The following is a 24,957-nucleotide window of genomic DNA, read 5'->3' on the forward strand; positions in this document are numbered from 1 at the left end:
GTACGACGTCGGCTCTGCACGTCGATCCACGCACGCATCGTCGGCGCTGATCAGGAACCCGTAAGCCAGCTGCGGAAGTGAGGAACCATGGAACATCTTGGTGACTACGACACCATCGTCGTGGGGGCAGGCGTGACCGGAATCGTCGCTTCCGTCGCCGCGGCCCGCGCCGGAGCCACCGTGCTGCTGGTGGAGAGCAGCGGCATCCTGGGCGGGCTCATCACCGGTGGCCGTCTCACCAAGCCGACCGGCATCGTCCAGCCTGGTGTATACCTCGAACTCATCGAACGTGCCGCCGCCTACGGTGGTGCCGACCCGAACGTCCAGGAATCGCACTGGGGCGGCTACAGCGGGGTCTTCGACACCGAGGTGATGCAGCGCGTCATCATCGAGACCATCGAGGAGGCCGGGGTCGAGGTCCTGCTCTTCGCCCATGTCACCGGTGCGCTTCGCGAGGGCGACCGGGTGCGCGGGGTCGAGCTGCACACCAAGGCCGGTCCGCAGCTGGCCACCGCCACGACCGTGATCGACGCGAGTGGCGACGGCGATCTCGCCGCACTGGCGGGAGTGGATTTCATGTACGGGCGCCCGGGTGACGGGCACGTGCAGCCGATGACCAGCTACTTCCGGATCCTGAACGTCCGGTTCTCGGAGTTCGCCCAGGATTGCCTGGACCACCCCGACGACATCCGCGAACTGGTGATCCCCGAGGGCGCGGGCCAGGACAACGAGGACTACGTCCTGAAGTTCTACATGGCCGGTTTCGAGCAGCGCATCGCGGACGCGCGTCGCGACGGGTTCGAGTGGATCATCCCCAAGACCCACCTGCACATGAAGGCCGGGCTGCTGCCCGGCGAGCTCAACGTCAACGCCACCCGGGTCCAGGGCAACGCGCTCGATCCGCGGACCCGCACCCGGGCGGCCCTCGAGGTGCGCAAGCAGGCGTACTGCGCGTTCGACTTCCTGAAGAAGTACGTCCGCGGGATGGAGTCGGCGATCTTCCTCGACGTGGCGCCCGTTCTCGGTGTCCGGGAGACCCGCCGCATCCAGGGCGACTACGTGCTCACCGAAAGCGACGTCCGAGGCGAAGCGCGATTCGACGACGCCATCGGACTGTCGAACGCGCCGCTGGACATCCACGAGCCGGGCGGTGAGGGCGGCGCGATGATCGGCGTCAACAGCGGTTACGGCATTCCGTATCGGACCATGCTGCCCCGGGGCGCCGAAGGTCTGCTGATCGCCGGTCGTTGCCTGTCCGTCGACTCCGGCGCGTTCGCCTCGACCCGCAACACGCCGGCGTGCGCGATCACGGCTCAGGCGGCGGGGATCGCCGCCGCCGAATGCGCGCGCCGGAAGGTCTCGCCACGGGAGTTGCCCGTCGAGGTCGTCCAGAAGGCGCTGGCCGACATCGGGGTCTCGCTCGGGAACTAGTGCGGGGGTGCGCGTCGAGTCCTGCTCGGCGCGCACCTCGTGTTCTCAGGGACGACGCCCCAGAGCCGTGAGGAGCCGCTCCTGCGGCGACCCGCCGGGGTCGTGGCCGGGGTCGAACTGATCGTTCGGGCCGAGCGCGGTCACCCAGGGAAGGTAGGTCGTCAGCACCACCGCGACGAGCTCGTGGTCGAGGGCCTCGACGGTTCCGGTGGCACGGGCCAGATCCCACGCGTGCACGGCGATGTCACCGGCCCGGTAGAGCGCGAACTCGCGCCCGCTGATCCGGTCGGCGGGATGCTGACAGAGTCGTTGCAGCGCACCGTGTTCGGCGAAGGCCCGAGCCTGCTCCTCCGCGCTGTCCCGGAGGTCACCGGCGGCCGCATCGGCTGTCAGGCCGCCACGTCGCACGCGCGCGGCGGCCCGGTCGGCGGTGGCGCCGTTGAGCAGGAGGACGGCCATGCGGTTGCCGTTGGCGACGTGCTCCACCAGCTCCAGCACCGTCCAGGACTCGCACGGCGTGGGCCACCTCCACCGGTCCCCGGCGACGTCGCGCAGTCGCCGGTCGAACTCGGTGACGGCACGACGCAGCACCGTGAGTTCGTCCATCGTCCGCCCCTGGGGAGTCCGGTCCGACAGGTCCACACCCTGAGCGGAGGCCAGTGCTCGCGGCTTTTCGGCGTCGTGATCAGGTGGGCTCTGGCGGCGCGTCGAGCATCGGCACGAGGAACCTGCGGGCTACAGCACGGACCTGCTCGTCGTCGTCGAGGTCGACGAGTTCGCTCGGCGTCACCAGGAACGACGCGGACAGCCGGACCATCACCTCGGCGGCGAGTTCGACGTCCACGGCGGTGGAGACGTTGCCCGCCTCCTGTTCGCGACGGAGCTGGCCCGCGAGAAAGCGCCGGACGGTGGCCATGGTCCGTCCGCCGTCGTTGATCATCGACGGCACGAGCACGTCCGGTTCGATGGCCATCAGCCCGCCGATGAGCGGGTTGGACCGGATGGCGCGCAACGCGCTCGTGAAGCCGAGCACCACCCGGTCGGCGATTGTCCCGGCCTTCTTGATCTCCACGAGGAACTCGTCGAAGTAGCGGCGGAACTCGCGCCGCACGACTTGTTCGACCAGCGCGTCCTTGGTGGCGAACCGGCGGTAGACGGTGACCCTCGAGACCCCGGCCCGGCGAGCCACGTCCTCGACGGTGGAGCGCCGGATGCCCACGAGACAGAACTGCTCGTAGGCGGCCGCGAGCAGCCGCTCGGTGCCCTCGTCGTTGTCGTCGGCCCGCTCGACGGCGTCGGCGAACGCCCGTTCCAGCAGCGATTCCGAGTCCGGTCGAGTCATGTCAGCGGACAGTACAGGTTCCACGGCGCCCTTCCTGGTGCGTGTTCACTCCAGCGGCCGGTTGGCGTCTTGCCTCCGAAACGTCCTCACTGATACAAAGTATCACTGCGCGTATCAGGGTATCATTCCGAATTCGTGACTCGAGGAGGAGTTCGCGGCATGGCGGAACTCAGCAGGCGCAACATGTTGATAGCCGGGGGAGCGGTCGGTGCGCTGGGCGCGCTCACCGTGGCGTCCCCCGCACAGGCTCGCTCGCTGTGGACGTGGTCGCCACAAGGTTCGGTGGCGGGCACGGGAGCGGGCGCCGACCCGCGCTGGGTGTGGGACGAGGAGGCGGACCCGCTGGTCGCCTCGCTGCTCGACCGTGGCGACGTCCCCAGGGTCAACGCGCTACTGCGCACCTGGACGAAGAACGGTCAGCCACTGCCGGACGGGTTGCCCGCGGACCTGCGGGACTTCATGGAGCGAGCGCGCTCGCTGCCGTCGTGGGCCGATCAGGGCAAGCTCGCCACCGCGGTGGAGTTCAACGAGAAGCGGGGGCTCTACCTCGGCGTGTTGTACGGGCTGGCCAGCGGCATGATGAGCACGGTCATCCCCAAGGAAGCGCGAGCGGTCTACTACTCGCAGGGCGGCGCGGACATGAAGGACCGCATCTCCAAAACCGCCAAGCTCGGCTACGACATCGGTTCGCGCAACGCCTACCAGCCCGACGGCGAGATGATCGTGACCTCGGTCAAGACGCGGCTGGTGCACGCGGCGGTGCGACACCTGCTGCCGCAGTCCCCGCACTGGGCGGGCGTCGCGGACGAGGACATCCCGATCAGCCAGCGGGACATGATGGTCACCTGGCACAGCCTGCCCACCACCGTGATGCAGAAGCTGCGGGCCTGGGAGGTGCCGATTCCCCGCGTCGAGTCCGAGGCGTTCCTGCACTCGTGGCAGCTGGGTGCGCACCTGCTCGGGATCAAGGACGAGTACATCCCCGCGTCCTGGGCCGAGGCCGACTCCCAGGCCAAGCAGGTCCTCGACCCCGTGCTGGCGCCGACCCCCGAGGGCGTGAAGCTGGCCGACATCCTGCTCAACCTGGGCTCCGAGATCGACGCCGGGATCCTGAGCAAGCCCGTGCTCGGCTCGTTCACGCGCTTCATGCTCGGCGACGAGATCGCGGCCTGGCTGAAGATCCCGAGGGAGCCGGTGTGGGATCCGCTGCTCAACGCGGCCTGGGGGCCGTTCGTCGCGGTCCGCGAGGGTCTGTTGCCGTTCCCGTTGGCGCCCAAGGCCTACTGGACGTTCGACGAGTTCCTGCGCCGGGCCGCGCTGTTGTTCCTGTCCGAGGCCCGGCCGATCAGCATCGAGATCCCGGAGACCAACCGGCCGTCCTGATCGGACCGTCGCTGCCACTGGAGACACCGGACTCAAAGAGGAGTCAGCACATGGCCGAACTCAACAGACGCAGGATCCTGGTGTCGGGCGGGACGCTGGGAGCGATCGGCGCCCTCGGCATGGCCGCACCGGCGCACGCGCGCTCGCTCGTCGAGTGGACATGGGCACCGAGCGGGTCGATCGCGGGCGCCGGGGCCGGCGCCGACCCGCACTGGGTGTGGGACGAGGAGGCCGACCGGCTCGTCGCCTCACTGCTCGATCGCGGTGACGTCCCCGAGGTCAACCGTCTACTGTGGAACTGGACCCGCAACGACCAGCCCTTGCCCAGCGGGCTTCCCCAGGATCTCCACGCGTTCATGGAGAAGGCGCGCCGGCTGCCGCCGTGGGCCGACCGCGCCAAGCTGGAGATCGCCGCCGAGTTCAACAAGTCCCGCGGGCTCTACCTCAACCTGCTCAACGGCGTGGGCGGCGGGATCCTCGCCACGGCGATCCCCAACGAGGCGCGCTCGGTCTACTACTCCAAGGGCGGCGCCGACATGGAGGACCGGGTCGCCAAGACGAGCATCTTCGGGTTCTCGGTCGGTGCTCTCAACGCCTACCGGCCGGGCGGCTCGTGCGTGGTGGAGTCCGTCAAGACGCGGCTGGTCCACGCCGCGGTGCGGCACCTGCTGCAGCAGTCGCCGCACTGGACCGGGGACATCCCGATCAGCCAGGAGGACATGCTCGTCACCTGGCACACGCTGCCGACGTTCGCCATGCGCAAGCTGCGCGAGTGGAAGGTGCCGATCACCAAGGCCGAGTCGGATGCCTACCTGCACGTGTGGCAGGTGACCGCCTACCTGCTCGGCATCAAGGAGGAGTACATCCCCGCGTCGTGGGATGCCGCCTACGAACAGTCGGACCAGGTGCTGCCGCGCAACATGGGCCCGACCCGCGAGGGCGTGGAGCTGACCGACATCCTGCTCGGCCAGCTCGCCGAGCAGACCAGCCCCGGCAGCATCAGCAGGCCGTTGTGCAACGCGCTCGCGCGCTACCTCGTCGGCGACAAGGTGGCCGACTGGGACGGCATTCCGAGGGAACCGGTGTGGGATCCGCTGATCGCCACCGCCTGGCCCGCGCTGGTGCGGTTCCGGGAGGGTCTCGTGCCGCTGCCGCTCGTTCCCGAGATCGCCTGGACCCTCGACGAGGCCGTACGGCAGTACATCCTCTTCTACCTCACCAAGGGCGAGGAGACCAAGATCGAGATTCCGACCACGAACCGGCCCGAGTGAGCGGGACCCTCGGCCGCCGCCGGTTCCTCGGCTACGTGCTGGCGGCCCCGACCCTGGTCGCGGTGGCCGGGCCGGGGCCGACGGCCGCCGCGCAGCTGCCGTCGCCGGAGATCACGGAGATCCTCGACCTCAACGACCTGATGACGGTGGCGGCGCTGCCGACCGCCAACCTGATCGCCGTCGAGGTCAATCCGGACGGCACGGTGTCGTTCGCCCTGCCCCGCGCGGAGGTGGGGCAGGGCATCACCACCTCGACGGCCATGTTGATCGCCGAGGAGATGGACGTGCCGCTGGAACGGGTGCGGGTGACGCTGGCCGGTGCCCGCCCGGAACTGGTGTTCAACCAGCTCACCGGCGGGTCGAACACCACCATCGCGACCTACACACCGGTCCGGGTCGCCGCGGCCATCGCGCGGCGCAGGCTGCTCGACGCGGCGGCGAGCAGGCTCGGCTCACCGCCGCGCGAGCTGACGCTGACCGCCGGGGTCGTCTCCGACCGTCGCGGCGGCAGTGTCGCCATCGGCGCGCTGGCGACGGCGGCCGCCGCCACACGCACCGAGCCGGTGTCGGTGCGGCTGCGGCCGAGGGAGCAGTTCACCGTCATCGGCACCCCGCGCAACCGGATCGACGCGCTGGCCGCCGTCACCGGGCGCAAGAAGTTCGCGATGGACCTCGACGTCGGCGACGCCAAGCCGACGATGGTGTGCCGCCCGCCGACCATCAACGGCGCGGTCGGCTCGGTGACCAACCTCGCCCAGGTCCGCGCCCTGCCCGGCGTCACCGACGTCGCGGTGATCTCCACCGGTGTCGCGGTGCGCGCCGAGACCTTCGGCCAGTGCATCGACGCCGTGCGGGCCCTGCGCGTGTCCTGGAAACCCGGGACGGTGGAAGGGACGTCGGACGACACTGTGCTCAGGCGACTGCGGGCGGCCGAGCTCCCGATCGGCCTTCCTCCGCCGACGCCGACCGTGGAGGGCCGGTTCACCTTCTACTTCCGCAGCAACAGCGCGCTGGAACCCAACTGCGCGATCGCCGACGTGCGCGCGGACAGAGCCGAGGTCTGGTCGGCGCTGAAGTCGCCGATCGTGGCGCAGCAGAGCATCGCGGCGAAGCTCCGGCTCCCACTGTCCAGGGTCACGGTGCACGTCACCGAGGGCGGTGGGTCCTTCGGGCGCAAGCTGTTCTTCGACGCCGCGCTGGAAGCCGCCGAGGCGTCGAAGGCGATGGGTAAACCCGTCAAGCTCATGTGGCACCGCGCCGACGACTCGCGCCAGGGCCGCACCCACCCGATGTGCACCTCCCGGGTGCGGGCGTCCTACCTCGGCGACACCGTGCTCGGCTACCACCAGCGGCACACCAGCGTCACCACCGATCTCGGCCACGGGCTCGGCGAGATCATCACGGCCACGGCGGCGCGGCTGCCGGTCGGCGACATCGGCTTCGCCGGCACGTTCTTCCAGCTCTCCCAGACGATGTCGTACGACTTCGGCGTCAGCACGCGCCTGCTCAGCGAAACCGGCAGGGGCTTCAACACGGGCAGCATGCGCAACGTGTACTCGCCCGACGTCACGTGTGCCCGCGAGCTCATCGTCGACCAGCTCGCCGCACGCATGGGCAAGGACCCCTACGAGTTCCGGCGCGACTTCCTGCGCGACGACCGGTCCCGCGCCGTGCTGGAGCGGGCCGCCGAGGCTGGCGGCTGGGGGAGGACGATGCCGGAGGGCACCGCGCAGGGCATCGCGTTCCACGCCGAGTACAAGGCGGTCAGCGCCGCGCTGGTGGAGATCGACTGCAGGCCCGAGACGGTCGGCCGGCCCGTCCGGGACGGCGTCGCCGGTCCCCGCGTCACCAGGGTCGTCTTCGCCGTGGACGTCGGCCTCGCCGTCAATCCCCGGGGTCTCGAGGCACAGATGCTGGGCTGCATCTCCGACGGCATCGCGCTGGCGCTGACGTCCAGCCTGCACCTGCGGGACGGTCACTTCCTCGAAGCCAGCTGGGACAACTACTTCTACACCCGGCAGTGGAACATCCCGCCCGAGGTTCGGATCATCGTCGTGCCCAGCACCTCGGAGGAACCCGGAGGCGCGGGGGAGCTGGGTGTCGCCGCGTCGATGGCCGCGGTCGCCTGTGCCTACGGCCGTGCGACCGGGACGATGCCCACCAGCTTCCCGATCAACCACCAGACCCTGTCCTTCGAACCCAAACCCACCGTCCCGCCCGTACCCGAGTCTCCGGTGGACGGCCTGGACCACGCCCGCTGAAACGAGGAGTTTCCCTTGCCCGAGCACACCTTCCGGGTCAACGGCGAGCAGGTGACCGTCGACGTCGAGGGCGACGTGCGCCTGCTGTGGGTGCTGCGCGACCTGCTCGGCATCACCGGGCCGAAGTACGGTTGCGGCATCAACGTCTGCAAGGCGTGCACCAGTCATCTCAACGGTGCCGCGGTGAACCCGTGCGCGATTCCCGTCGAGAACCTGCGGCCGACCGACGAGGTCACCACCATTGAGGGCCTCGCGGACACGGTGGACGCCGAGCTGCATCCGATGCAGCAGGCCTGGCTCGACCACGACGTCGCCCAGTGCGGCTACTGCCAGCCCGGCCAGATCATGGCCGCGGTGGCGCTGGTCCGCCGCGTCGCCGCCGAGGGCAGGCCGGTCACCGACGCCGACCTCGACGGCCTGCGCAACATCTGCCGCTGCGGCACCTACTCGCGCATCCGCGACGCCATCAGGACCGGAGCCGGGAACATGTGAGCGCCGTTCAGGGACAACGTGCGGTGACCAGCCAGGTCGCCGAGTCGTAGTGCACGCCGCGTTCGTCGAGGTGCCCGTGGAGAGTGCGGCGCAGGGCCTCCAGCGCGCGGGCCCGCGGGTCGGGATCGAGCTGTGCCAGCCTGCCCGCGTTCTGACTGGTGACGAATCGCAGCGCATCGTCGACGTCGGCACCGAAGTACATGGGCTCGGCCAGCCCTCGCAGGTCGACATCGGCGAAACCGGCCGACGTCAGCAGGTCCCGAACCCGGGGCGGGTCGCTGAGCGCGAGCGGACTCGGCGCGTCCGCCGGCGGTGACTCCTCGACGCCCAGCGCGGCGAAGAAGCTGCGCAGCCACTCCTGCCGTGCGAGCGGCTGCCAGGTCAGCAGCACGAGTCGTCCGCCGGGACGCAGCGCCCGGCCGAGGTTGGCGAACGCCGCCACCGGGTCGCCGAAGAACATCGCACCGTGCCTGCTGATGGCGATGTCGAAACCCTGTCGTGCGAAGTCGTGGACCTGTGCGTCCGCCTGCTCGAACGACGCGTTGGGCAGCCCGTCGAGCCGGGCGCGCTCGCGGGCCAGTTCGAGCATGGCCGACGACAGGTCCACGCCGAGGGCCATGCCGTCCGGGGCGGCCCGCGCGGCGTCGCGGGTCGTGCGCCCCGTTCCGCAGCCGACGTCGAGCACGGCCGAGGTCCGCTTGAACTCCGCGGCGGCGAGGAAGGTGTCCTGATAGTTCGCGACGCCGTTGTCGAAGCGGTCGGCGTTCGCGACCCAGACGTCGCCCCCCGCGCCGTCCCAGCTCGTCAGTTGGGACACGTTCGACGGATCGACAGGGTTCTCGGTGCTCACCCCACGACGATCGCAGACCCCGGAGCGAAGCCCGATGACCGGGTCGTGCGCTTCTCAACCTGTCCCGCTCCGGGTAACGTACCGAGTCGACTTCAGTTCAGGTCGCGAAACGAGAGGTGGGATCGCTGTGGTGGGCCGGTTCGATGGTTCCGTCGCCGCTGTCACGGGGGCGGGCTCGGGGCTGGGGCGCGCGGCGGCGGAGCGGCTGGCGGCCGAGGGAGCCGAGGTCGTGCTGCTCGACCGGGACCACTCGGCGATCACCGAGCTCGCCTCGCGGTTGCCCGGCGCGACGCCGTATCAGCTCGACGTCAGCGACTCCGCGGCCGTGGACTCGGTCTTCGACGACGTGGTCGGCAGGCACGGCCCGCTCGGCGCGGTCTTCAACAACGCCGGCATCGCGGCCGAGCAGGCTCCGCTGCACCTCACGACCGACGAGAACTGGGCGGCCGTGCTGAGGGTGAACGCCGACGGCGCCTTCTACGTCCTGCGCGCGACCTTGCGGGCGATGGTGGCCGCGGGTGGCGGTGCGGTGGTCAACATGTCGTCCTCGTCCGGACTGTCCGGCAAACGCCACATGGCGCCGTACAGCTTCTCGAAGGCGGGCATCGTCAATCTGACCCGGTCGGCCGCCATCGAGTACGCGGACAGGGGAATCCGGGTGAACGCCGTCGCGCCCGCGGCGGTCCGGACCCCGCTCGTCGAGAAGCACATCCGTACCGCGCCGGATCCCGAGGCGATGGAGCGGCTGGTCACCTCGCAGTCCCCGATCCCCGGAATGGCGACTCCCGCTGACGTGGCCGGGGTCGTGACCTTTCTTCTGTCGGACGACGCCGCGTGGATCACCGGCCTGACCGTCCCGGTCGACGGCGGCTATCACGCGATCTGAGCGAAAGGAGACTCCGGTGCTCGCTTACCGGATGGCGGGCTCCGGGCGCGCCGAGCTCGTGGACCACGAGAGTCCCGAACCGGGGCCCGGCGAGGTGCGGCTGGACGTTCTCGCGGCCGGTGTCTGCCACTCCGATCTCGCGGTGCTGGCCGGCGGGGTGTCGCGAGCGTGGGCGCTGCCGTTCACCCTGGGACACGAGATCTGCGGACGGGTCGCCGTCCTGGGGTCCGATGTGGAGGGTGTCGATGTCGGAGACCAGGTGGTGGTGCACGCCCCCTACGGCTGCGGCCGGTGTCGGCGGTGCGAGCGTGGCCAGACCAACTACTGCGACGACCGCGACCGCTTGCCGGCGGCGGGAATCGGGCTCGGTGTGGACGGCGGCATGGCCGACTCGGTCGTCGTCGGCGCCGAGCGTCTCGTGTCCGCGTCCGGGGTGGATCCCGTGGTCGCCGCGACGCTCACCGACGCCGGGCTGACGTCGTTCCACGCCATCGAGGGGTGCCGGGACCTGCTGACCGAGCCTGATGCCGTGGTCGTGGTCATCGGCGTCGGGGGTTTGGGGCATCTGGCGATCGGCATCCTGCGGGCGTGCTACGGGGTTCAGGTCGTGGCGGTGGACACCCGGGATGCCGCGTTGGAGCTGGCCGGAGAATGCGGTGCCGATGTGGCGGTCGGACCCGGAGGCGCTGCCGCCGCCGTGACGGCCGTGGCGGGCGGACGTGGTGCCGATGTGGTGTTCGACTTCGCCGGCGCGCAGAGCAGCCTGGAGCTGGCGACCGCTGTGCTGCGCACGGCGGGTGAGCTCGTGGTGGTCGGCAGCGGTGGCGGCGTCCTGAGGGTGGCGAAGCCGGGAGTGCTGCCGGCCGGAATCCGCCTGCGGTTGCCGTTCTGGGGCTCGCGTACGGAGCTGAGCGGGGTCGTCGAACTGGCCCGGCAGGGAGCGCTGCGGCCGAGGACCACGACGTTCCCGCTGACGGAGGCCGACCGTGCTTTCGCCGAGCTGCGCGACGGAAAGCTGGTCGGCCGGGCGGTGCTGGTTCCGCGCTGAGCCGGTGTTTCCGGCTCAGCGCGCGGACCAGCCGCCGTCGACGAAGATCTCCGACCCCGTGGTGTAGCCGGAGTCGTCGCACGCGAGGAACGCGACGGCGGCGGCGACCTCCTCGGGGCGCCCGAGCCGGCCCATCGGGGTGTTGGCCAGCATCGCCGTGTGCCGTTCGGTGCCGCCGAAGCGCTCGAGCAGTGGGGCCGTGCCGATGAACGCGGGGACCACCGCGTTCACCCGCACTCCGTGGGCGGCCCAGTGCAGCGCGGCGTTCATCGTCATCGAGCGCACCGCACCTTTCGCGGCGGCGTAGGAGAAACTGTTGGCCAGACCGCCTGACGCCCCGAGGATCGACGCGATGTTGACGATCGCGCCGCCACCGCCCGCCTCGATGACCGGCCCGACGTGCTTCATGCCCAGCCAGGTACCGAGCTGGTCGATGTCGACGACCTGGTCCCAGCGCTCCCGTGTCTCGGTCTCGACCGTTCCCAGGCTCCCGACGCCCGCGTTGTTCACCAGCGCGTGCACCGAGCCCCACGCGTCCTGGACCTCGGCCACGGCGTGGCTCCACGCGTCCTCGTCGGTGACGTCGAGAGCGATCGCGATCGTGGTGCCGCCGAGTCGCGCGGCCAGTGCGCCGCAGGCGTCCACGTCGACGTCGGTGAGCGCCACCGAGGCTCCCTCGGCGACGAGCCGCTGCGCGATCGCCGTGCCGAGTCCGCCGGTGGCTCCCGTGAGGATGACGTGGCGATCGTCGAGTCGTCGTGACATCTCGTTCGGTGCTCCGTTCGTCCTGATCAGACCGCGGTGTAGCCACCGTCGACGGGAATCCCGGCTCCGGTGACGAAGGAAGCGTTGTCGGACAACAAGAACGCCACCGCGGTGGCGATCTCTCCCGGTGCCGCCGCACGGGTGAGCGGGGCGCTCACCCTGCCCGCGATGCCGGTGCGCGGACTGGGCCGCAGTCCCTGACCATCAGCCGCACTGTTCTCGGCGAGGTTGGTGGCCACGTATCCCGGGCACACGCAGTTCAGCCGGATGCCCCGGTCCGCGTACTCCGCGGCGAGGCTGCGGGTCAGTGCCAGCACACCGCCCTTGGTCGCGTCGTAGGCGGCCGAGCGGCCCGCCGCCACCATGGCGCCCACCGAGCCGACGGTGACGACCGCCCCGGCCGTGGCGTCGAGAAGATGCGGCAGCGCCGCCTGGATGCTCAGGAAGGTTCCCGTGAGGTTCACGTCGACCAGCCGTTGCCAGGTCGCCAGGGGCATCTCGTCCGACGGGGTACCGTCGGTGACTCCCGCGCAGGTGACGAGTCCGTCGATCCCGCCCAGCCCCGTCGCTGCACCGGTGAATGCGGACTCGACCGCGGCGGCGTTCGCGACGTCGCAGTGCAGCGGCAGGACGGGATGCCGCTGCCCTGCGCTCGACTCGAACTCGGGGCGGCGCACGTCCAGCGCGGCGACGTGCGCACCGCGGGCGGTGAGCAGTTCCGCGACGGCGCGCCCGATCCCGCTCCCGGCGCCGGTGACGACGATGCGACGGTCCGCGACCTGATCCGGGCTCACGACTCGGCCTGCGCGACGGGACCGGTCACCCGGCTCACCTTCGACGCCGGTCCGTCGTCCAGATCCACGGACCGGGTTTCGCTCATGGTCGCCACCACGGCCAGTCCGATGGCCGCGGCGACGATGATGTAGAACGCCGGCGCCATCGTGATGCCGGTGACGGCGACGAGCCAGGTCGAGATCAACGAGACGAGCCCCGAGCCGAGGACGCCACCGATGTTGAAGCCGAGCGAGACGCCGGTGTAGCGCACCCGCGTCGGGAACAGTTCGGAGTACTGCGCGTACACCACTCCCTGCTGGACGCTGAACGGAAGGTTCAGGATCAGCGCCGCGCCGATGGCGAGTGCGAGCGAACCCTGTTGCATGGCCCAGAAACACGGAATGGCGAGTACGACGAACGTGATCATGCTGCCGGCGAGGATCCGCCGTCGCCCGAACCGGTCGCTCATCGCGCCGGCCAACGGGGTGAGCGCGAGCGGGACCAGCACGATGAACACGACCAGCCAGAGCGCTCCGGTCAACGGGTACTCCAGCACCGCCGACAGGTGGACGAGGATGTAGACCGACGCGATGCCGCCGGTGGTCATCGTCGAGTAGGCGATGGCCACGATCCGCAGCACGCTGGCCTTGTGCGTGCGGACGACCTCCTTGACCGGTGCCTGGGCGGGCGCGTTCTCCTCGACCATCTGCAGGAACAGCGGCGAGTCCTCCACCCGCATCCGGTACAGGACCGCGCCGGCGAGCAGCGGTGCGGCGATGAGGAACGGCACCCGCCAGCCCCAGGCGCTCATCTGCTCGGCGGTGAGCAGCGAGCTCAGCGTCCCGACGGTGGCGGCCGCGCCCGCGAGCCCGAGGGAGATTCCGACCGAGGTGGCCGAGCCGAACAGGCCACGCCTGCGCGAGGGAGCCGACTCCGTGGACAGCGACGTCGCTCCGCCGATCTCGCCGCCCGCCGAGAATCCCTGCAGGATGCGCAGGAGGGTCAACAGGATCGGGGCCGAGACACCGATCGAGGCGTAGGTGGGCAGGAGCCCGGTGAGCGTGGTCGCCACGCCCATGACCAGCACGGTCGCCAGCAGCACGGTCTTGCGGCCGTGCCGGTCGCCGAGCCTGCCGAAGAACAGACCGCCCAGCGGCCGGGCGAGGAACCCGCTCGCGACCACGCCGAGCGTGCCGAGCAGGCCGACCAGTCCGTCCTGGCCTGGGAAGAACAGGGGAGCGAGCACGACCGCGAGATAGCCGTAGATCGCGAAGTCGTAGTACTCGATGGCCGTACCGACCGCGGCGGCCAGGCTCGCCCGGCGAGCGACTCGATCCCGTTCGGGCAGCGCTTGTGTCGACATCGGCGCTCCTTTGCGCGTCAGGAGGACGGCCGTGAGGCCAGCGAACTAGCAGGGTGAAGACTAAGCACGAACCGATCTCAGTTCAAGTTGCTGGCGGAAAACCTTGACGGCGAGACCGAACTGAGATTGGTTCGCTCGCATGGACATCGACGAGACACTGGCGACGACGAGGGCCGTGCGCCGCAGGCTGGACCCGAGCAGGCCGGTCCCGATCGAGCTCATCCGCGACTGCGTCGAGCTGGCCGTGCAGGCGCCCGCCGGATCGAACGTGGCGCGCACGCGGTTCGTCGTCGTGCGCGAGCCGGCACTGCGACGTGGACTGGCGGAGCTGTACTCCGAGGTCTACCGCGGTACGTACGTCGGCTCGGCCGGCTACATCGGGAATGTGCGCCGCGACGACCCGGCCGCGGCGCGAGCGCAGGAGCGGACGGCTCGCTCGGCCGACGCGCTCGAGCGGGCGCTGCACGAGGTCGACACGATCGTCCTCGCCTGCCTGGACGGCACGCGGCTCGACGGCGTCTCGGCGATGGCGAGCGCGTCGATGCTCGGCGGCGTGCTGCCCGCGATGTGGAGCTTCATGCTCGCCGCCCGCGCCCGAGGGCTCGGAACCTGCTGGACGACGATGCACCTCGCCAAGGAGCGGGAGGCCGCCGAGCTGCTGGGTATCCCGTTCGACGAGGTGCAGCAGGTGTGCCTGACCCCGCTGGCTTTCACGGTGGGGGACCGGTTCGGCAGGGCGCGGCGACCTGCCGTCGACGAGGTCGTGCACTGGGACCGCTGGGATCCGGGTCTGCCGCGCGCCGGGCGCCTCGCCGGCATCGTCGCCGAACCGGGGTCTTGACAGCGGCGAGGGCTCGCGAACATTATCAAGTCGAATTCAGTTCAGTTCAGCGTGGTTCGGAGGACTCATGGCAGTCGAAGACGACATCCAGTTCGAGCGGGACGGTCACGTTGCGCGCATCTGGTTCAACCGGCCGCACAAGCGGAACTGCATCACCGTGCCGATGCTCCACCGGCTCGACGAGATCATCACCGAGATCGAGGCGGACGCGAACCTGCGCGTCGTGGTCGTCCGTGGCAGGGAGAACACGTTCTCCTCCGGCTTCGACCTCGACAGCCTGCAGTCCGACTTCATCGGCACCAGCACCGCGATGGACGTCGCGGTGGTGTCGGCGAAGGTCTGCGACCGCCTCTACAACATGTCCAAGCCGTCGGTCGCCGTGCTCGAGGGCTACGTCACCGCGGGCGGCTTCGAGGTCATGATCTCCTGCGACTTCGCGATCGCCGACGAGACAGCGAAGATCGGTGACTTCCACATTCGCCGGGCACTGTTCGGTGGTGCGGGGCCGATCTACCGGCTGCCGAGGATGCTGGGCGTGCGCAAGACCAAGGAGCTGATGCTCACCGGCAAGCTGCTCAGCGGCACGGAGGCCGCGGAGTTCGACCTGGTCAACGCCAGCGCTCCCGCCGACGAGCTGGACGCGACCGTCGAGGAGTTCATCAGCCACCTCACGGACAAGAGCCCGTTCCAGATGAAGCTCACGAAGATGGCCGTCGATCGCGGGCTCGACGCCGACATCGCCTCGTTGATGGTGCTCGAACACCTCGCGGTGGGCGTGACGCTGAACTCGGAGGACGCGGCGGAGGGTGTCGCGGCGTTCCTCGAGAAGCGCGATCCGAAGTGGACCGGTCGCTGATCCCTCGGTGCGGGTGAAGGAGTGACATGAGCCGAGCCACGGCACACGCTGATGCCGACGGCGCGCTCGCGACGCGAGTGCGGCGGGCGCTGCCCGTCCGGGACGCCGGAGCGCTGAGCGTGCTGGAAGGCGGCCGGTCCGGGTTGACCTACCTGATCCGGGCCGGTGAGCTCGGTTTCGTGGTGAAGGCCGTTCCTCCCGGGCGGCCCGCGACCGGGCGCAACGACGTGCTGCGTCAGGCCCACGTACTGTCCGCGTTGGACGGACACGGACTGCCCGTTCCGGCCGTGATCGCCCACGAGACTGCCGAGCCCGCCTGGTTCGCGATGAGCTTCGCGGCGGGTGATGCCACGGAGCCGGTGCTCGACGTCGAGGGCACGATCGCCCCCGCGCTCGCGCGGTCCCGCATGCTGGCCGCCGCGCGGGTGCTCGGCGCGCTGCACGCGGTGCCCGTGGAGCGGGTGGCGGCCGGTGTCGGCGCGGCGGGTGGTGCCGCGCCCGATCCGGCGGATCCCGCCGACGAGCTCGACCGGTGGACCAGGACGATGCGTGCGGTACCACGGGAGCTCCGGCCCGGTTCGGAGGAGCTGCTCGCCGCACTGGCCGCGTCGGTTCCGGCCTCGGTGGCCCCGGTGTTGCTGCACGGCGACTTCCGGCTCGGGAACCTGTTGTGCGAGGGCGAGACTCCCACGGCACTGATCGACTGGGAGATCTGGAGCGTCGGTGACCCGCGGGTCGATCTCGGCTGGTTCGGTGTGTTCACCGACGGTCGCCTGTTCCCGGGCACGGGCAGGGTCGTCGACGGGCTGCCCGGCGAGGACGAACTCGTCGAGGTCTACCGGCTGGCGCGCGGCGAGTCCGGGGGCACGGACGCCGACTACACCTGGTTCCGTGCGCTCGGCCGCATGAAGATGGCCGCGATCATGGGGCACAACCTGCGCAGGCACCGCGAGGGCAGGCACCACGATCCCGTGCAGGAGGAGCTGCCGCCCACCATCGCGGCTCTGATCGCCGACGCGCAGCGCCTGATGGGTCCTGCCCGATGACCGCCCCCTCGCCCGCGGAGGTCTTCGACCTGACGGGACGCACGGCTCTGGTCACCGGCGCTTCCTCCGGGCTGGGCAACCGGTTCGCCCGTGTGCTGGCCGCGGCCGGTGCCACCGTGTGGGCGTCGGCTCGCCGGAAGGACCGGCTGGAGGAGCTCGCGGCCGAGGTCGAGGGCGTGCGCCCCGTCCGGTGCGACGTCGCCTCCGAGTCCGACCGGGCCGCGCTCGTCGACCACGTGGTGTCGGAGACCGGGCCGCTCGACGTGCTGATCAACAACGCGGGCACCGCCAGCAAGGCGAAGCCGCACGAGGAGAGTTCCGCCGCGTTCACCGAGGTGTTGGAGACGAACCTGGTCGCGCCGTTCCACCTGGCACAGCTTGTGGCCGGCGTGGCGGAGGGACGCGCCGTGTCGATCGTGAACGTCAGCTCGATCGTCGGCGTGGTCTCCACCGCTCCCCGGGGCGGCGCGGGCTACGCGGCGGGCAAATCCGGCCTGATCGGGCTCACCCGTCAGCTCGCCGGTCACTGGGGACGCAACGGGGTCCGGGTCAACGCGCTCGCACCCGGCTGGTTCCGCACGGAGATGAACGACGCGATGTTCGAGGACGACGCGTCGGTGCGGTGGATCGAGCGCAACACGATGCTGCGCCGCTCTGGCGACCAGAGCGAGCTCGACGGCGCGCTGCTGTTCCTGGCCTCGGCGGCGTCGACCTACTGCACGGGACAGGTGCTGGCGATCGACGGAGGGTGGACGGCCCGATGAGCGACGTGTCCGAGGCCGAGCTGACCGCGTTCGCCGACACGGCCCGCGCGTGGCTGGCCGGACGGCTTCCGCCCCGTGCCGACGACGCGGGCCGGTCCGTGGCCGTGTTCCACGACCTGCCGTTCGACGAGGAACGTGCTCTGCTCGCCCGCATCCAGCACTGGTTGCGCACCAGGTTCGACGCGGGCTACGGCGCGCTGTCCTGGCCGGAGGAGTACGGCGGCGCCGGACTGTCGGAGCTGCACGAGGAAGTCTTCGCCGGAGTCGAGCGCGAGTTCGAGACGCCGGGCAGGCACGAGCTGACATCGGTGAGCACCGCGCTGATCGCCCCGACCGTGCAGCTGTTCGGCACCGCCCGGCAACGGGAGCGGCTGGTCCGGCCGCTGCTGCGCGGAGACGAGCTGGCCTGTCAGCTCTTCTCCGAGCCGGGAGCCGGATCGGACCTGGCGGGGCTCGGCACGCGCGCGGTGCGGGACGGCGACGGCTGGATCGTCACCGGCCAGAAGGTGTGGAGCTCCGGTGCGCAGTTCGCGGGGTGGGGTGAACTGATCACCAGGACGGACCCGGACCTGCCGAAGCACAAGGGACTGACCGCGTTCCTGCTGCCGATGGACACTCCCGGTGTGGAGGTGCGGCCGCTGCGGCAGATGTCGGGCGGGTCGTCGTTCTGCGAGGTCTTTCTCGACGACGTGCGGATTCCCGACTCGCTGCGGCTGGGCGAGGTCGGCGGTGGCTGGTCGGTGACGCTCGCGACGCTGGGCTTCGAGCGAGGGCATTCGGGAGCCGAGGTGGACCTGGGCGGCGGCTACGCGCAGCTGGCCGAGGATGCGCGCAGGCTCGGCCGTACCCACGATCCCGAGGTGCGCAGGCTGCTGGCCGAGGTGTGGGTGGCCGAGCAGGTCGCCACGATCTCCGCCCAGCGCGACCGTGAGGCCCGGCGGGCGGGCGACCAGCCGGGGCCGCTGGGGTCGCTGCGCAAACTCGCGTGGGCGCAGCGGCTGAAGCTCGTGTCGGAGGCCGCGGCGGTCGTGCTGGGCCCACGGCTGATCGCCGACGCCGCTGACGGCGGTTGGCGGTGGACCGAGCACTACCTCGGGGCGCCGGGGTATCGCATCGCGGGGGGCTCGGACGAGGTCCAGCGCACGATCATCGCGGAGCGCCTGCTCGGCCTTCCGCCGGAACCGCGCGCCGACCGCGGCGTGGCGTGGAAGGACATCCCGAGATGAGCAGATCGCTACAGCAGTCGGTGGCCGCGGCACGGGTCGTGGAACAACCACTGGCGGGCAGGACAGCACTGGTGACGGGCGGATCCCGCGGCCTGGGCAGGGAGATCGCGATCGCGTTCGCCGCGGCGGGCGCGGACGTGGCGGTGGTGTCGCGCAAGAAGGACGCCTGCGCGCGGCTGGCCGAGGAACTGGCCGCGGCGACGGGACGGCGCGTGAGCGCACACGCCGCGCACGTCGGCGACTGGGACGGGCTGGGCACGATGCTCGACGAGGTCGAGCGCGAGCTGGGGCCGGTGGACGTGCTGGTGAACAACGCGGGGATCGCACCGGTGTATCCGAGTCTGGACCAGGTGGACGAGGCGTTGTTCGACAAGGTCTTCGCGGTCAACGTGAAGGGCCCGTTCCGCCTGCTGGCCCTGGTGGGCGCGCGCATGGCGGCCGCTGGGGGAGGGGCGATGCTCAACATCTCCTCGATGGGCTCGCGGCGCCCGACCGCGGGCGATCTTCCCTACACCGCGGCGAAGTCCGCGCTGAACACGCTGACGGCGGGGTTCGCCCAGGAGTACGGCCCGTCGGTGCGGGTGAACACGATCCTGGCCGGTCCCTTCGCGACGGACATCAGCAAGTCCTGGGACCCCGACGTGGTCGCGGCCATGGCGCGGGACTGGCCCGCGAAGCGGGTCGGCGAACCGGAGGAGATCGTCGGCGCCGCGTTGTACCTGTGCGGCCCGCAGGCCTCCTACACCACCGGCGCGCTGCTGGCCGTCGACGGGGGAAGGCTGGCCGCGCCGTGAGACTTGTCGACGAGTCGCTGTTCACCGAGACGCCGGAAGGCCTGGCGCTGCTGGGAAGCCGGTGCGCGGACTGCGAGGCGCACACGTTTCCGCGCCAGAGCGGATGCCCGCGGTGCACCGGTTCGGTGCTGGCGGACGTGCCGCTGGCCAGGACGGGCGTTCTGTGGTCGTGGACCGTGCAGGGCTTCCGGCCCAAACCGCCCTACACCGGCTCGGAGGCCTACGAGCCGTACGGGGTCGGTTATGTCGAGCTGCCCGGACAGCTGATCGTCGAGACGCGCCTGGTCGAGAGCGACCCCGGCAAGCTGCGGATCGGGATGCCGGTGGAACTGGCCTTCGTGCCGTTCCGGGACGACGACCAGGGTCAGGTCCACACGTTCGCGTTCGTGGAGGCGGCACATGGTTGAGGTGGCGATCGTCGGCATCGGGATGCACCGGTTCGGCCGCACGGACGGCGTGTCCGGCCGGGCGCAGGCCGTGCACGCGGCGCGGGAAGCGATGCGGGACGCCGGGGTCCGGTTCTCGGACCTGCAGTTCGGGTTCGGCGGTTCGCATTCGGCGGGCGACGCCGACACGCTGGTGTCGGAGCTCGGGCTGACGGGACTGCCGTTCATCAACGTGGCGAACGGTTGCGCCACCGGAGGATCGGCGTTGATCGCCGCGGAGGCCGCGATTCGTTCCGGCCAGCACGACATCGGCCTGGTGCTCGGGTTCGACAAGCATCCGAGGGGCGCGTTCAACACCGATCCGGCCGAGCACGGGATCGGCGCCTGGTACGGCGAGACCGGATTGATGGTGACCACGCAGTTCTTCGGGATGAAGATCCAGCGATACCTGCACGAGCACGACATCGACCCGGGCGTGCTCGCCCGGATCGCCGAGAAGTCGTTTCGCAACGGTGCGCGCAATCCGATGGCGTGGCGGCGCACGGAGCTCTCGGCGGCCGAGATCGCGGCGGCGCCGATGATCTCGCACCCGCTGACGCAGTACATGTACTGCTCGCCGGGCGAGGGCGCGGTCGCGCTGGTGCTGTGCCGGGCCGACCGGGCCAGGGAGTATCGCGACCGGCCGGTGTTCCTGCGCGGGGCGGCATTGCGCTCGCGCCGGTACGGCTCGTTCGAGGTCTTCTCGCCGTGGCTGGCGGCGGAACGGGCCGAGTCGCCGAGCGTGGAGGCCGCGCGCGCCGTGTTCGAGCAAGCCGGGGTCGCACCGTCGGACGTGGACGTGGCGCAGGTGCAGGACACCGAGTCGGGCGCGGAGCTGATGCACCTGGCCGAGACAGGACTGTGCGCGCACGGCGACCAGGCCGAGCTGATCGACTCGGGCGCGACGGAGATCGGCGGCCGGTTGCCGGTCAACACCGACGGCGGGTGTATCGCGAACGGCGAGCCGATCGGGGCGTCGGGACTGCGGCAGGTCCACGAGAACGTGCTGCAGCTGCGCGGGGACGCGGGCGAGCACCAGGTACCGGGGAGCCCGAGGGTCGGTTTCACGCACGTGTACGGAGCTCCGGGGATCAGCGCGTGCACCGTGCTGTCCCGGTGAAAGGAACGAGCCATGGCCTGGGAATTCGAGACCGAACCCGAGGTGCAGCGGGAGCTGGACTGGGTCGAGGAGTTCGTCAGCGAGCAGGTGGAGCCGGTCGACCAGCTGATCGAGCACGCGTGGAACCCGCGCGATCCGGTGCGCAACGCTCTGATCAAACCCTTGCAGCAGCAGGTCAGGGACCGTGAGCTGTGGGCGTGTCATCTCGGCCCCGAGCTGGGTGGCAAGGGCTACGGCCAGCTGCGGTTGGCGCTGTTGAACGAAAAGCTAGGCCGGACGCACTCGGGCCCGGTGGTGTTCGGCTGTCAGGCGCCGGATTCGGGCAATGCCGAGATCCTGGCCCACTACGGCAGTGAGTACCTGAAGAAGACCTACCTGGAGCCGTTGATCGACGGCGAGATCGTGTCGTGCTTCTCGATGACGGAGCCCCACGGCGGATCCGACCCGACGGGGTTTCGCACCACCGCGGTGCTCGACGGCGACGAGTGGGTGCTCAACGGGGAGAAGTGGTTCTCCTCGCACGCGCTGTTCGCGGAGTTCCTGATCGTGATGGCGGTGACCGAGCCGGACGCGCCCGCGCACACGAGCATGTCGATGTTCGTGGTGCCTGCTAACGCGCCGGGCATCGAGCGCGTGCGGGACGTGTCGGTGTGGGGCCACGAGGAAACCGTTGGCACTCACCAGTATCTGCGCTACACCGACGTCCGGGTGCCCGCCGAGAACCTGCTGGGCGAGCGCGGCCAAGCGTTTGCGGTGGCGCAGACGCGGCTGGGTGGCGGGCGAATCCACCACGCGATGCGCACCGTCGGACTGGTCCAGTCCGCGTTCGAGATGATGAAGCGCAGAGCGGTGTCGAGGAGAGCCAAAGGGCAGCGACTGGCCGACACCCAGCTGGTGCAGGAGATGATCGCCGACTCCTGGATCCAGGTGGAGCAGTTCCGGTTGCTGGTGCTGCGCACCGCGTGGCGGATCGACCGGTACAACGACTACCGCAGGGTGCGGGCCGACATCTCGGCCGTCAAGGCCGCGATGCCGAAGGTGCTCGCCGACGTCGCGGGCCGGGCCATCCAGATCCACGGTTCGCTGGGTATCTCGAAGGAGCTGCCGTTCGGAAAGTGGGTGATGGAGTCGTTCCACATGGGACTGGCCGATGGCGCGACCGAGGTGCACAAGGTCAATCTCGCCCAGGCGCTGTTGCGGGGCACGGAACCCGACGACGGCCTGTTCCCGCCCTACATCCTGCCCACCCGCGGGGCCGATGCCCGCGAACGCTTCGCCGACGTGCTCGCCGCGGTGGCCGACGACGGGGAACCGGCATGAGCCCGCGGATCACCCCGGACGCCGACGCCGAGGAACTCCGGTCGGTGGTCCGGGACTTCCTCGCCCGGTACGGAGATGCCGAGGTGGTGCTGGGTCAGGCGGCGACCGGGCAGTCCTGGGTCCGGGAGCTGTGGCGGCGCTTCGCCGTCGAGCTCGGCGCGGTCGCGCTCGACGTCCCGGAAGACGCCGGGGGAGCGGGGGCCGGCTTCCGTGAGGTCGCGATCGTGGCGGAGGAGCTGGGCCGGTCGCTGGTGCGCTCGCCCTGGTTCTCCACGGCCGTGCTCGGTGTGGGCGTGCTGCTCGAGGTCACGGACGCCACGGAGCTGCTCGCCGAGGTGGCCTCCGGCGCCACGACCGCCACCCTGGCCTACCGCGAGGACTACGGCGACGACGATCCCGCCGTGGTGCGGACCACCGCCGAGCGGGACCGTCACGGCGAGTGGTTCCTGACCGGACGGAAGACGCTGGTCGTGGAGGGCGCCACCGCCGATGTGGTGTTCGTCGTCGCCTCGGTCGAGGGCGAGTCGACACTGTTCGCCGTCGACGGCGCGGCCAAGGGCCTGGAGCGCACGCCGGTACGCGCCCTCGATCCCACCCGGCAGCTGGCCGAACTCGGGTTCGAGCGCACGCCGGCGCGACTGCTCGGCGATCCCGGTGACGCGCGTCCGGTGCTGGACCGCGTGCTCGACCGCGCCGTGGCCGCGCTGTCGTGCGAACAGGCCGGCGGCGCGGCGGCCGCACTGGACATGTCCGTGGCCCATGCGGGCACCCGGCTCCAGTTCGGCAGGCCCATCGGTACCTTCCAGGCGATCAAACACCGCTGCGCGGACATGGCCGTGCACGTCGAGGCTGCCCGATCCGCGTCACTGTGGGCCGCGGCAGCCGCGTCCGACGACCAGGCGGCGCTGCCTGCCGCGGCCGCCACGGCCGCGCTGGTCTGCGGCGAGGCCTACACCTGGGTGGCCGCCGAGACGGTTCAGGTGCACGGCGGCATCGGCTTCACATGGGAACACCCCGCACACCTCCACGTGCGCAGGGCGGCCACGTCCTCGGCGCTGTTCGGGGACCGGACCCGGCAGCGGGAATCGCTGCTCGCCCGGCTCGGGATCTGAGGTGGAAGGGAGTTGAACTTGGTTCGATACTGTTGACTAGGCTGGGCCGGTCGCCGTTCGAAGGGGTCGTGACATGAGCATCGAGGCACTGACCGAGGCCGACGACGGCCCGCGGTCGAAGCGGCCCGCCATCCTCGCGGCGGCCGTCGAGTGCTTCGGCGAGGTCGGCTACGAGGCCACCAAGTGGTCCGAGGTGGCCGACCGCGTGGGAATCGGCCAGACCGCGCTCTACCACTACTTCGAGTCGAAGGCCCACTGCCTGCTGACGATCATGCGCCTCGGGCTGCGCAACTCCGACGTGGCCTTCCGCGCGGCCACGGCGGAAGCTCCGGACGCGCTCGGCGCGTTGCGCAGCGCCGTCTCCGCCGCGTACGCGTTGTCGCCGCAGGAGGTGCACCAGAACCGGATCCTGCAGGCGAACATCGCGCTGCTGGCCAACAAGCGCGCCTCCGCGCGCGAGGAAGCCGAACGGCAGGCCTGCCGTGAGCTCGTGGCGCGCATCGAGCACAACTGGACGGTGCTGCTCGAGCGCGGCATGGCCGCGGGCGAGTTCCCCCGGCACGACTCCGTGATCATGGCCAGGAGCCTGCTCGGTCTCATTGTGAGCGTCTGGCGCTGGTACCGGCCCGACGGCTCGCTCGAGCTCGACGGGATCTCGGAGTTCATCGCCGACTGCTGCCTGCGCATGGTGGCGGGCACGCAGCCCGCACAGCGCTGAGCATGTTCCCTTGCTCCCACCGGGGCGAGTCACTAGTGTGAAACCAAACTGAACTCAGGTTTGCTTTTAGTGCAATGAAGAACACTGCCGGTCGTCAGAGAGGACGGGGCATTGTGATCATCGAGGACTACTACGCACGGCTGGACGGTCCCCGGCCGCTCGACGGACTCGAGCTCGTGGAGCCCGACGTCGCGTTCCTGTTCGCCCTTCCCGGCCACGAGGTCTCGGGTACGGACCGCGACGACCTGAAGGCCTACATCGAGGGCAGGCCGCCGGTCGGGCGCAAGCACCAGGTGCTGCGCCGCAGCCGCGACGGCGATCTGGAGATGGTCTACGGGATCGTCACCGAGGGGGACGGTCGCGGGACCGGTTCCTTCTCCGCCGTCGCCCTGCTCTCCTCGGACCGGAGGGTGGCTCGCTATCAGGCGTTCTTCCATCCCACGTTCGCTCTGTTCCCGTTGCCCGCCGGCGGTGCGGTGTGAGCGCCGCGGACGTGCTGACCCGGTGGTTCGCGGTGATGGATTCGGACCGGCCGGAGGACATCCTCGAGATGATCACCCCTGACTTCCGGTTCTCGATCGTCTTCGCCACCTCGGACGGTCAGGCGAGGGACTTCGCGGGCGGCCGGGAGGCCATGCAGGGCTACCTCGCCCAGCGCGAGAAGAGCGTGCTGACCCACCACGTGCTCTCGTCCGCGACGGTGGGTTCTGACGAGCTGGTGCTCGGGCAGGCACGCCGAGGTGAGGCATTCGAGTCCACCTTCGTCGCCGCCGCGCGACTGGACGAGGCCGGCAAGGTCGCCTCGCTGATGATCGGGCGCTCGCCCGCCCTCGACATCAGCGCGCTCTGATTCCTCTCCGACGAAAAGA

The 24,957-nt window shown here is 70.5% G+C and carries 26 protein-coding genes; 20 read left to right on the top strand and 6 right to left on the bottom strand.

Annotated features, from left to right (window positions below):
• The first annotated feature begins 87 nt into the window (after positions 1-87).
• Positions 88-1,431, top strand: a complete 1,344-nt coding sequence (locus JHE00_RS23995; RefSeq protein ID WP_200321952.1) for an FAD-dependent oxidoreductase — start codon at positions 88-90, stop codon at positions 1,429-1,431.
• A gap of 45 nt (positions 1,432-1,476) precedes the next feature.
• Here JHE00_RS23995 and JHE00_RS24000 read toward each other — a convergent pair whose 3' ends face one another.
• Positions 1,477-2,037, bottom strand: coding sequence for a TIGR03086 family metal-binding protein (locus JHE00_RS24000; RefSeq protein ID WP_200321954.1), 561 nt, complete (start codon positions 2,035-2,037; stop codon positions 1,477-1,479).
• 79 nt (positions 2,038-2,116) lie between these two features.
• Entirely contained in the window at positions 2,117-2,773 is a 657-nt protein-coding gene (locus tag JHE00_RS24005; RefSeq protein WP_200321956.1) for a TetR/AcrR family transcriptional regulator, read from the bottom strand.
• 159 nt (positions 2,774-2,932) lie between these two features.
• Between JHE00_RS24005 and JHE00_RS24010 the strand changes: the two genes are divergently transcribed.
• From JHE00_RS24010 to JHE00_RS24025, 4 genes are read left to right on the top strand one after another with little or no spacing between them, the layout of a single operon-like run.
• Positions 2,933-4,156 carry an oxygenase MpaB family protein gene (locus tag JHE00_RS24010; RefSeq protein WP_200321958.1) on the top strand — a complete coding sequence of 408 codons (1,224 nt, stop codon included), beginning with the start codon at positions 2,933-2,935 and terminating at the stop codon, positions 4,154-4,156.
• A 50-nt stretch (positions 4,157-4,206) separates the two neighbouring features.
• Positions 4,207-5,427 carry an oxygenase MpaB family protein gene (locus tag JHE00_RS24015; protein WP_200321960.1) on the top strand — a complete coding sequence of 407 codons (1,221 nt, stop codon included), beginning with the start codon at positions 4,207-4,209 and terminating at the stop codon, positions 5,425-5,427.
• Positions 5,424-7,688: a molybdopterin cofactor-binding domain-containing protein gene (locus tag JHE00_RS24020; protein ID WP_200321962.1), complete on the top strand. Its 2,265-nt coding sequence runs from the start codon at positions 5,424-5,426 to the stop codon at positions 7,686-7,688. The genes JHE00_RS24015 and JHE00_RS24020 overlap by 4 nt, the downstream gene beginning before the upstream one ends.
• A gap of 15 nt (positions 7,689-7,703) precedes the next feature.
• Positions 7,704-8,180, top strand: a complete 477-nt coding sequence (locus JHE00_RS24025; RefSeq protein ID WP_200321964.1) for a (2Fe-2S)-binding protein — start codon at positions 7,704-7,706, stop codon at positions 8,178-8,180.
• Between the two features lie 7 nt (positions 8,181-8,187).
• Here JHE00_RS24025 and JHE00_RS24030 read toward each other — a convergent pair whose 3' ends face one another.
• Entirely contained in the window at positions 8,188-9,030 is an 843-nt protein-coding gene (locus tag JHE00_RS24030; protein ID WP_307832081.1) for a class I SAM-dependent methyltransferase, read from the bottom strand.
• A 127-nt stretch (positions 9,031-9,157) separates the two neighbouring features.
• On the opposite strand from JHE00_RS24030, the gene JHE00_RS24035 reads away from it, so the two are divergent.
• Positions 9,158-9,916 carry an SDR family NAD(P)-dependent oxidoreductase gene (locus JHE00_RS24035; RefSeq protein ID WP_307832082.1) on the top strand — a complete coding sequence of 253 codons (759 nt, stop codon included), beginning with the start codon at positions 9,158-9,160 and terminating at the stop codon, positions 9,914-9,916.
• A gap of 16 nt (positions 9,917-9,932) precedes the next feature.
• Positions 9,933-10,964: an alcohol dehydrogenase catalytic domain-containing protein gene (locus JHE00_RS24040; protein WP_307832083.1), complete on the top strand. Its 1,032-nt coding sequence runs from the start codon at positions 9,933-9,935 to the stop codon at positions 10,962-10,964.
• Positions 10,965-10,979: 15 nt separating this feature from the next.
• Here the strand turns inward: JHE00_RS24040 and JHE00_RS24045 are convergent, their stop codons facing one another.
• Genes JHE00_RS24045 through JHE00_RS24055 form a run of 3 tightly spaced genes read right to left on the bottom strand, consistent with a single transcriptional unit; the run spans position 10,980 to position 13,866 of the window.
• The gene (locus JHE00_RS24045; RefSeq protein WP_200321968.1) at positions 10,980-11,729 is read right to left on the bottom strand and encodes an SDR family NAD(P)-dependent oxidoreductase; all 750 of its coding nucleotides are present in this window, start codon (positions 11,727-11,729) and stop codon (positions 10,980-10,982) included.
• A gap of 26 nt (positions 11,730-11,755) precedes the next feature.
• Complete coding sequence (locus JHE00_RS24050; RefSeq protein WP_200321970.1) at positions 11,756-12,523, bottom strand: SDR family NAD(P)-dependent oxidoreductase; 768 nt, start codon at positions 12,521-12,523, stop codon at positions 11,756-11,758.
• Entirely contained in the window at positions 12,520-13,866 is a 1,347-nt protein-coding gene (locus tag JHE00_RS24055) for an MFS transporter (RefSeq protein WP_200321972.1), read from the bottom strand. Before JHE00_RS24055 ends, JHE00_RS24050 begins: the two co-directional genes overlap by 4 nt.
• Before the next feature lie 139 nt (positions 13,867-14,005).
• Here JHE00_RS24055 and JHE00_RS24060 point away from each other — a divergent pair, with 139 nt between their 5' ends.
• The 13 genes from JHE00_RS24060 (at position 14,006) to JHE00_RS24120 (ending at position 24,938) form a co-directional block, all read left to right on the top strand.
• Positions 14,006-14,707, top strand: coding sequence for a nitroreductase family protein (locus JHE00_RS24060; protein ID WP_200321974.1), 702 nt, complete (start codon positions 14,006-14,008; stop codon positions 14,705-14,707).
• 67 nt (positions 14,708-14,774) lie between these two features.
• Positions 14,775-15,563, top strand: coding sequence for an enoyl-CoA hydratase/isomerase family protein (locus JHE00_RS24065; RefSeq protein ID WP_200321976.1), 789 nt, complete (start codon positions 14,775-14,777; stop codon positions 15,561-15,563).
• A 26-nt stretch (positions 15,564-15,589) separates the two neighbouring features.
• Complete coding sequence (locus tag JHE00_RS24070) at positions 15,590-16,609, top strand: phosphotransferase family protein (RefSeq protein ID WP_200321978.1); 1,020 nt, start codon at positions 15,590-15,592, stop codon at positions 16,607-16,609.
• Positions 16,606-17,373 (top strand): SDR family NAD(P)-dependent oxidoreductase, encoded by a 768-nt coding sequence (locus tag JHE00_RS24075; RefSeq protein ID WP_200321980.1) that lies wholly within the window; start codon positions 16,606-16,608, stop codon positions 17,371-17,373. The genes JHE00_RS24070 and JHE00_RS24075 overlap by 4 nt, the downstream gene beginning before the upstream one ends.
• Complete coding sequence (locus JHE00_RS24080; RefSeq protein WP_230424827.1) at positions 17,370-18,599, top strand: acyl-CoA dehydrogenase family protein; 1,230 nt, start codon at positions 17,370-17,372, stop codon at positions 18,597-18,599. The genes JHE00_RS24075 and JHE00_RS24080 overlap by 4 nt, the downstream gene beginning before the upstream one ends.
• Positions 18,596-19,393, top strand: a complete 798-nt coding sequence (locus tag JHE00_RS24085; protein WP_200321984.1) for an SDR family NAD(P)-dependent oxidoreductase — start codon at positions 18,596-18,598, stop codon at positions 19,391-19,393. Before JHE00_RS24080 ends, JHE00_RS24085 begins: the two co-directional genes overlap by 4 nt.
• Complete coding sequence (locus JHE00_RS24090; RefSeq protein WP_200321993.1) at positions 19,390-19,800, top strand: Zn-ribbon domain-containing OB-fold protein; 411 nt, start codon at positions 19,390-19,392, stop codon at positions 19,798-19,800. The genes JHE00_RS24085 and JHE00_RS24090 overlap by 4 nt, the downstream gene beginning before the upstream one ends.
• The gene (locus JHE00_RS24095; RefSeq protein WP_200321995.1) at positions 19,793-20,938 is read left to right on the top strand and encodes a thiolase family protein; all 1,146 of its coding nucleotides are present in this window, start codon (positions 19,793-19,795) and stop codon (positions 20,936-20,938) included. Before JHE00_RS24090 ends, JHE00_RS24095 begins: the two co-directional genes overlap by 8 nt.
• A 12-nt stretch (positions 20,939-20,950) precedes the next feature.
• Complete coding sequence (locus tag JHE00_RS24100; RefSeq protein WP_200321997.1) at positions 20,951-22,258, top strand: acyl-CoA dehydrogenase family protein; 1,308 nt, start codon at positions 20,951-20,953, stop codon at positions 22,256-22,258.
• Complete coding sequence (locus JHE00_RS24105; RefSeq protein ID WP_200321999.1) at positions 22,255-23,370, top strand: acyl-CoA dehydrogenase family protein; 1,116 nt, start codon at positions 22,255-22,257, stop codon at positions 23,368-23,370. Before JHE00_RS24100 ends, JHE00_RS24105 begins: the two co-directional genes overlap by 4 nt.
• A 73-nt stretch (positions 23,371-23,443) precedes the next feature.
• Positions 23,444-24,088 (top strand): TetR/AcrR family transcriptional regulator, encoded by a 645-nt coding sequence (locus JHE00_RS24110; RefSeq protein WP_200322001.1) that lies wholly within the window; start codon positions 23,444-23,446, stop codon positions 24,086-24,088.
• A gap of 113 nt (positions 24,089-24,201) precedes the next feature.
• Positions 24,202-24,570, top strand: a complete 369-nt coding sequence (locus JHE00_RS24115; protein ID WP_200322003.1) for a nuclear transport factor 2 family protein — start codon at positions 24,202-24,204, stop codon at positions 24,568-24,570.
• Positions 24,567-24,938: a hypothetical protein gene (locus tag JHE00_RS24120; RefSeq protein WP_200322005.1), complete on the top strand. Its 372-nt coding sequence runs from the start codon at positions 24,567-24,569 to the stop codon at positions 24,936-24,938. Before JHE00_RS24115 ends, JHE00_RS24120 begins: the two co-directional genes overlap by 4 nt.
• Positions 24,939-24,957: the final 19 nt, after the last annotated feature.

Source organism: Prauserella cavernicola (genome assembly GCF_016595675.1).
GTDB lineage: Bacteria > Actinomycetota > Actinomycetes > Mycobacteriales > Pseudonocardiaceae > Prauserella_A > Prauserella_A cavernicola.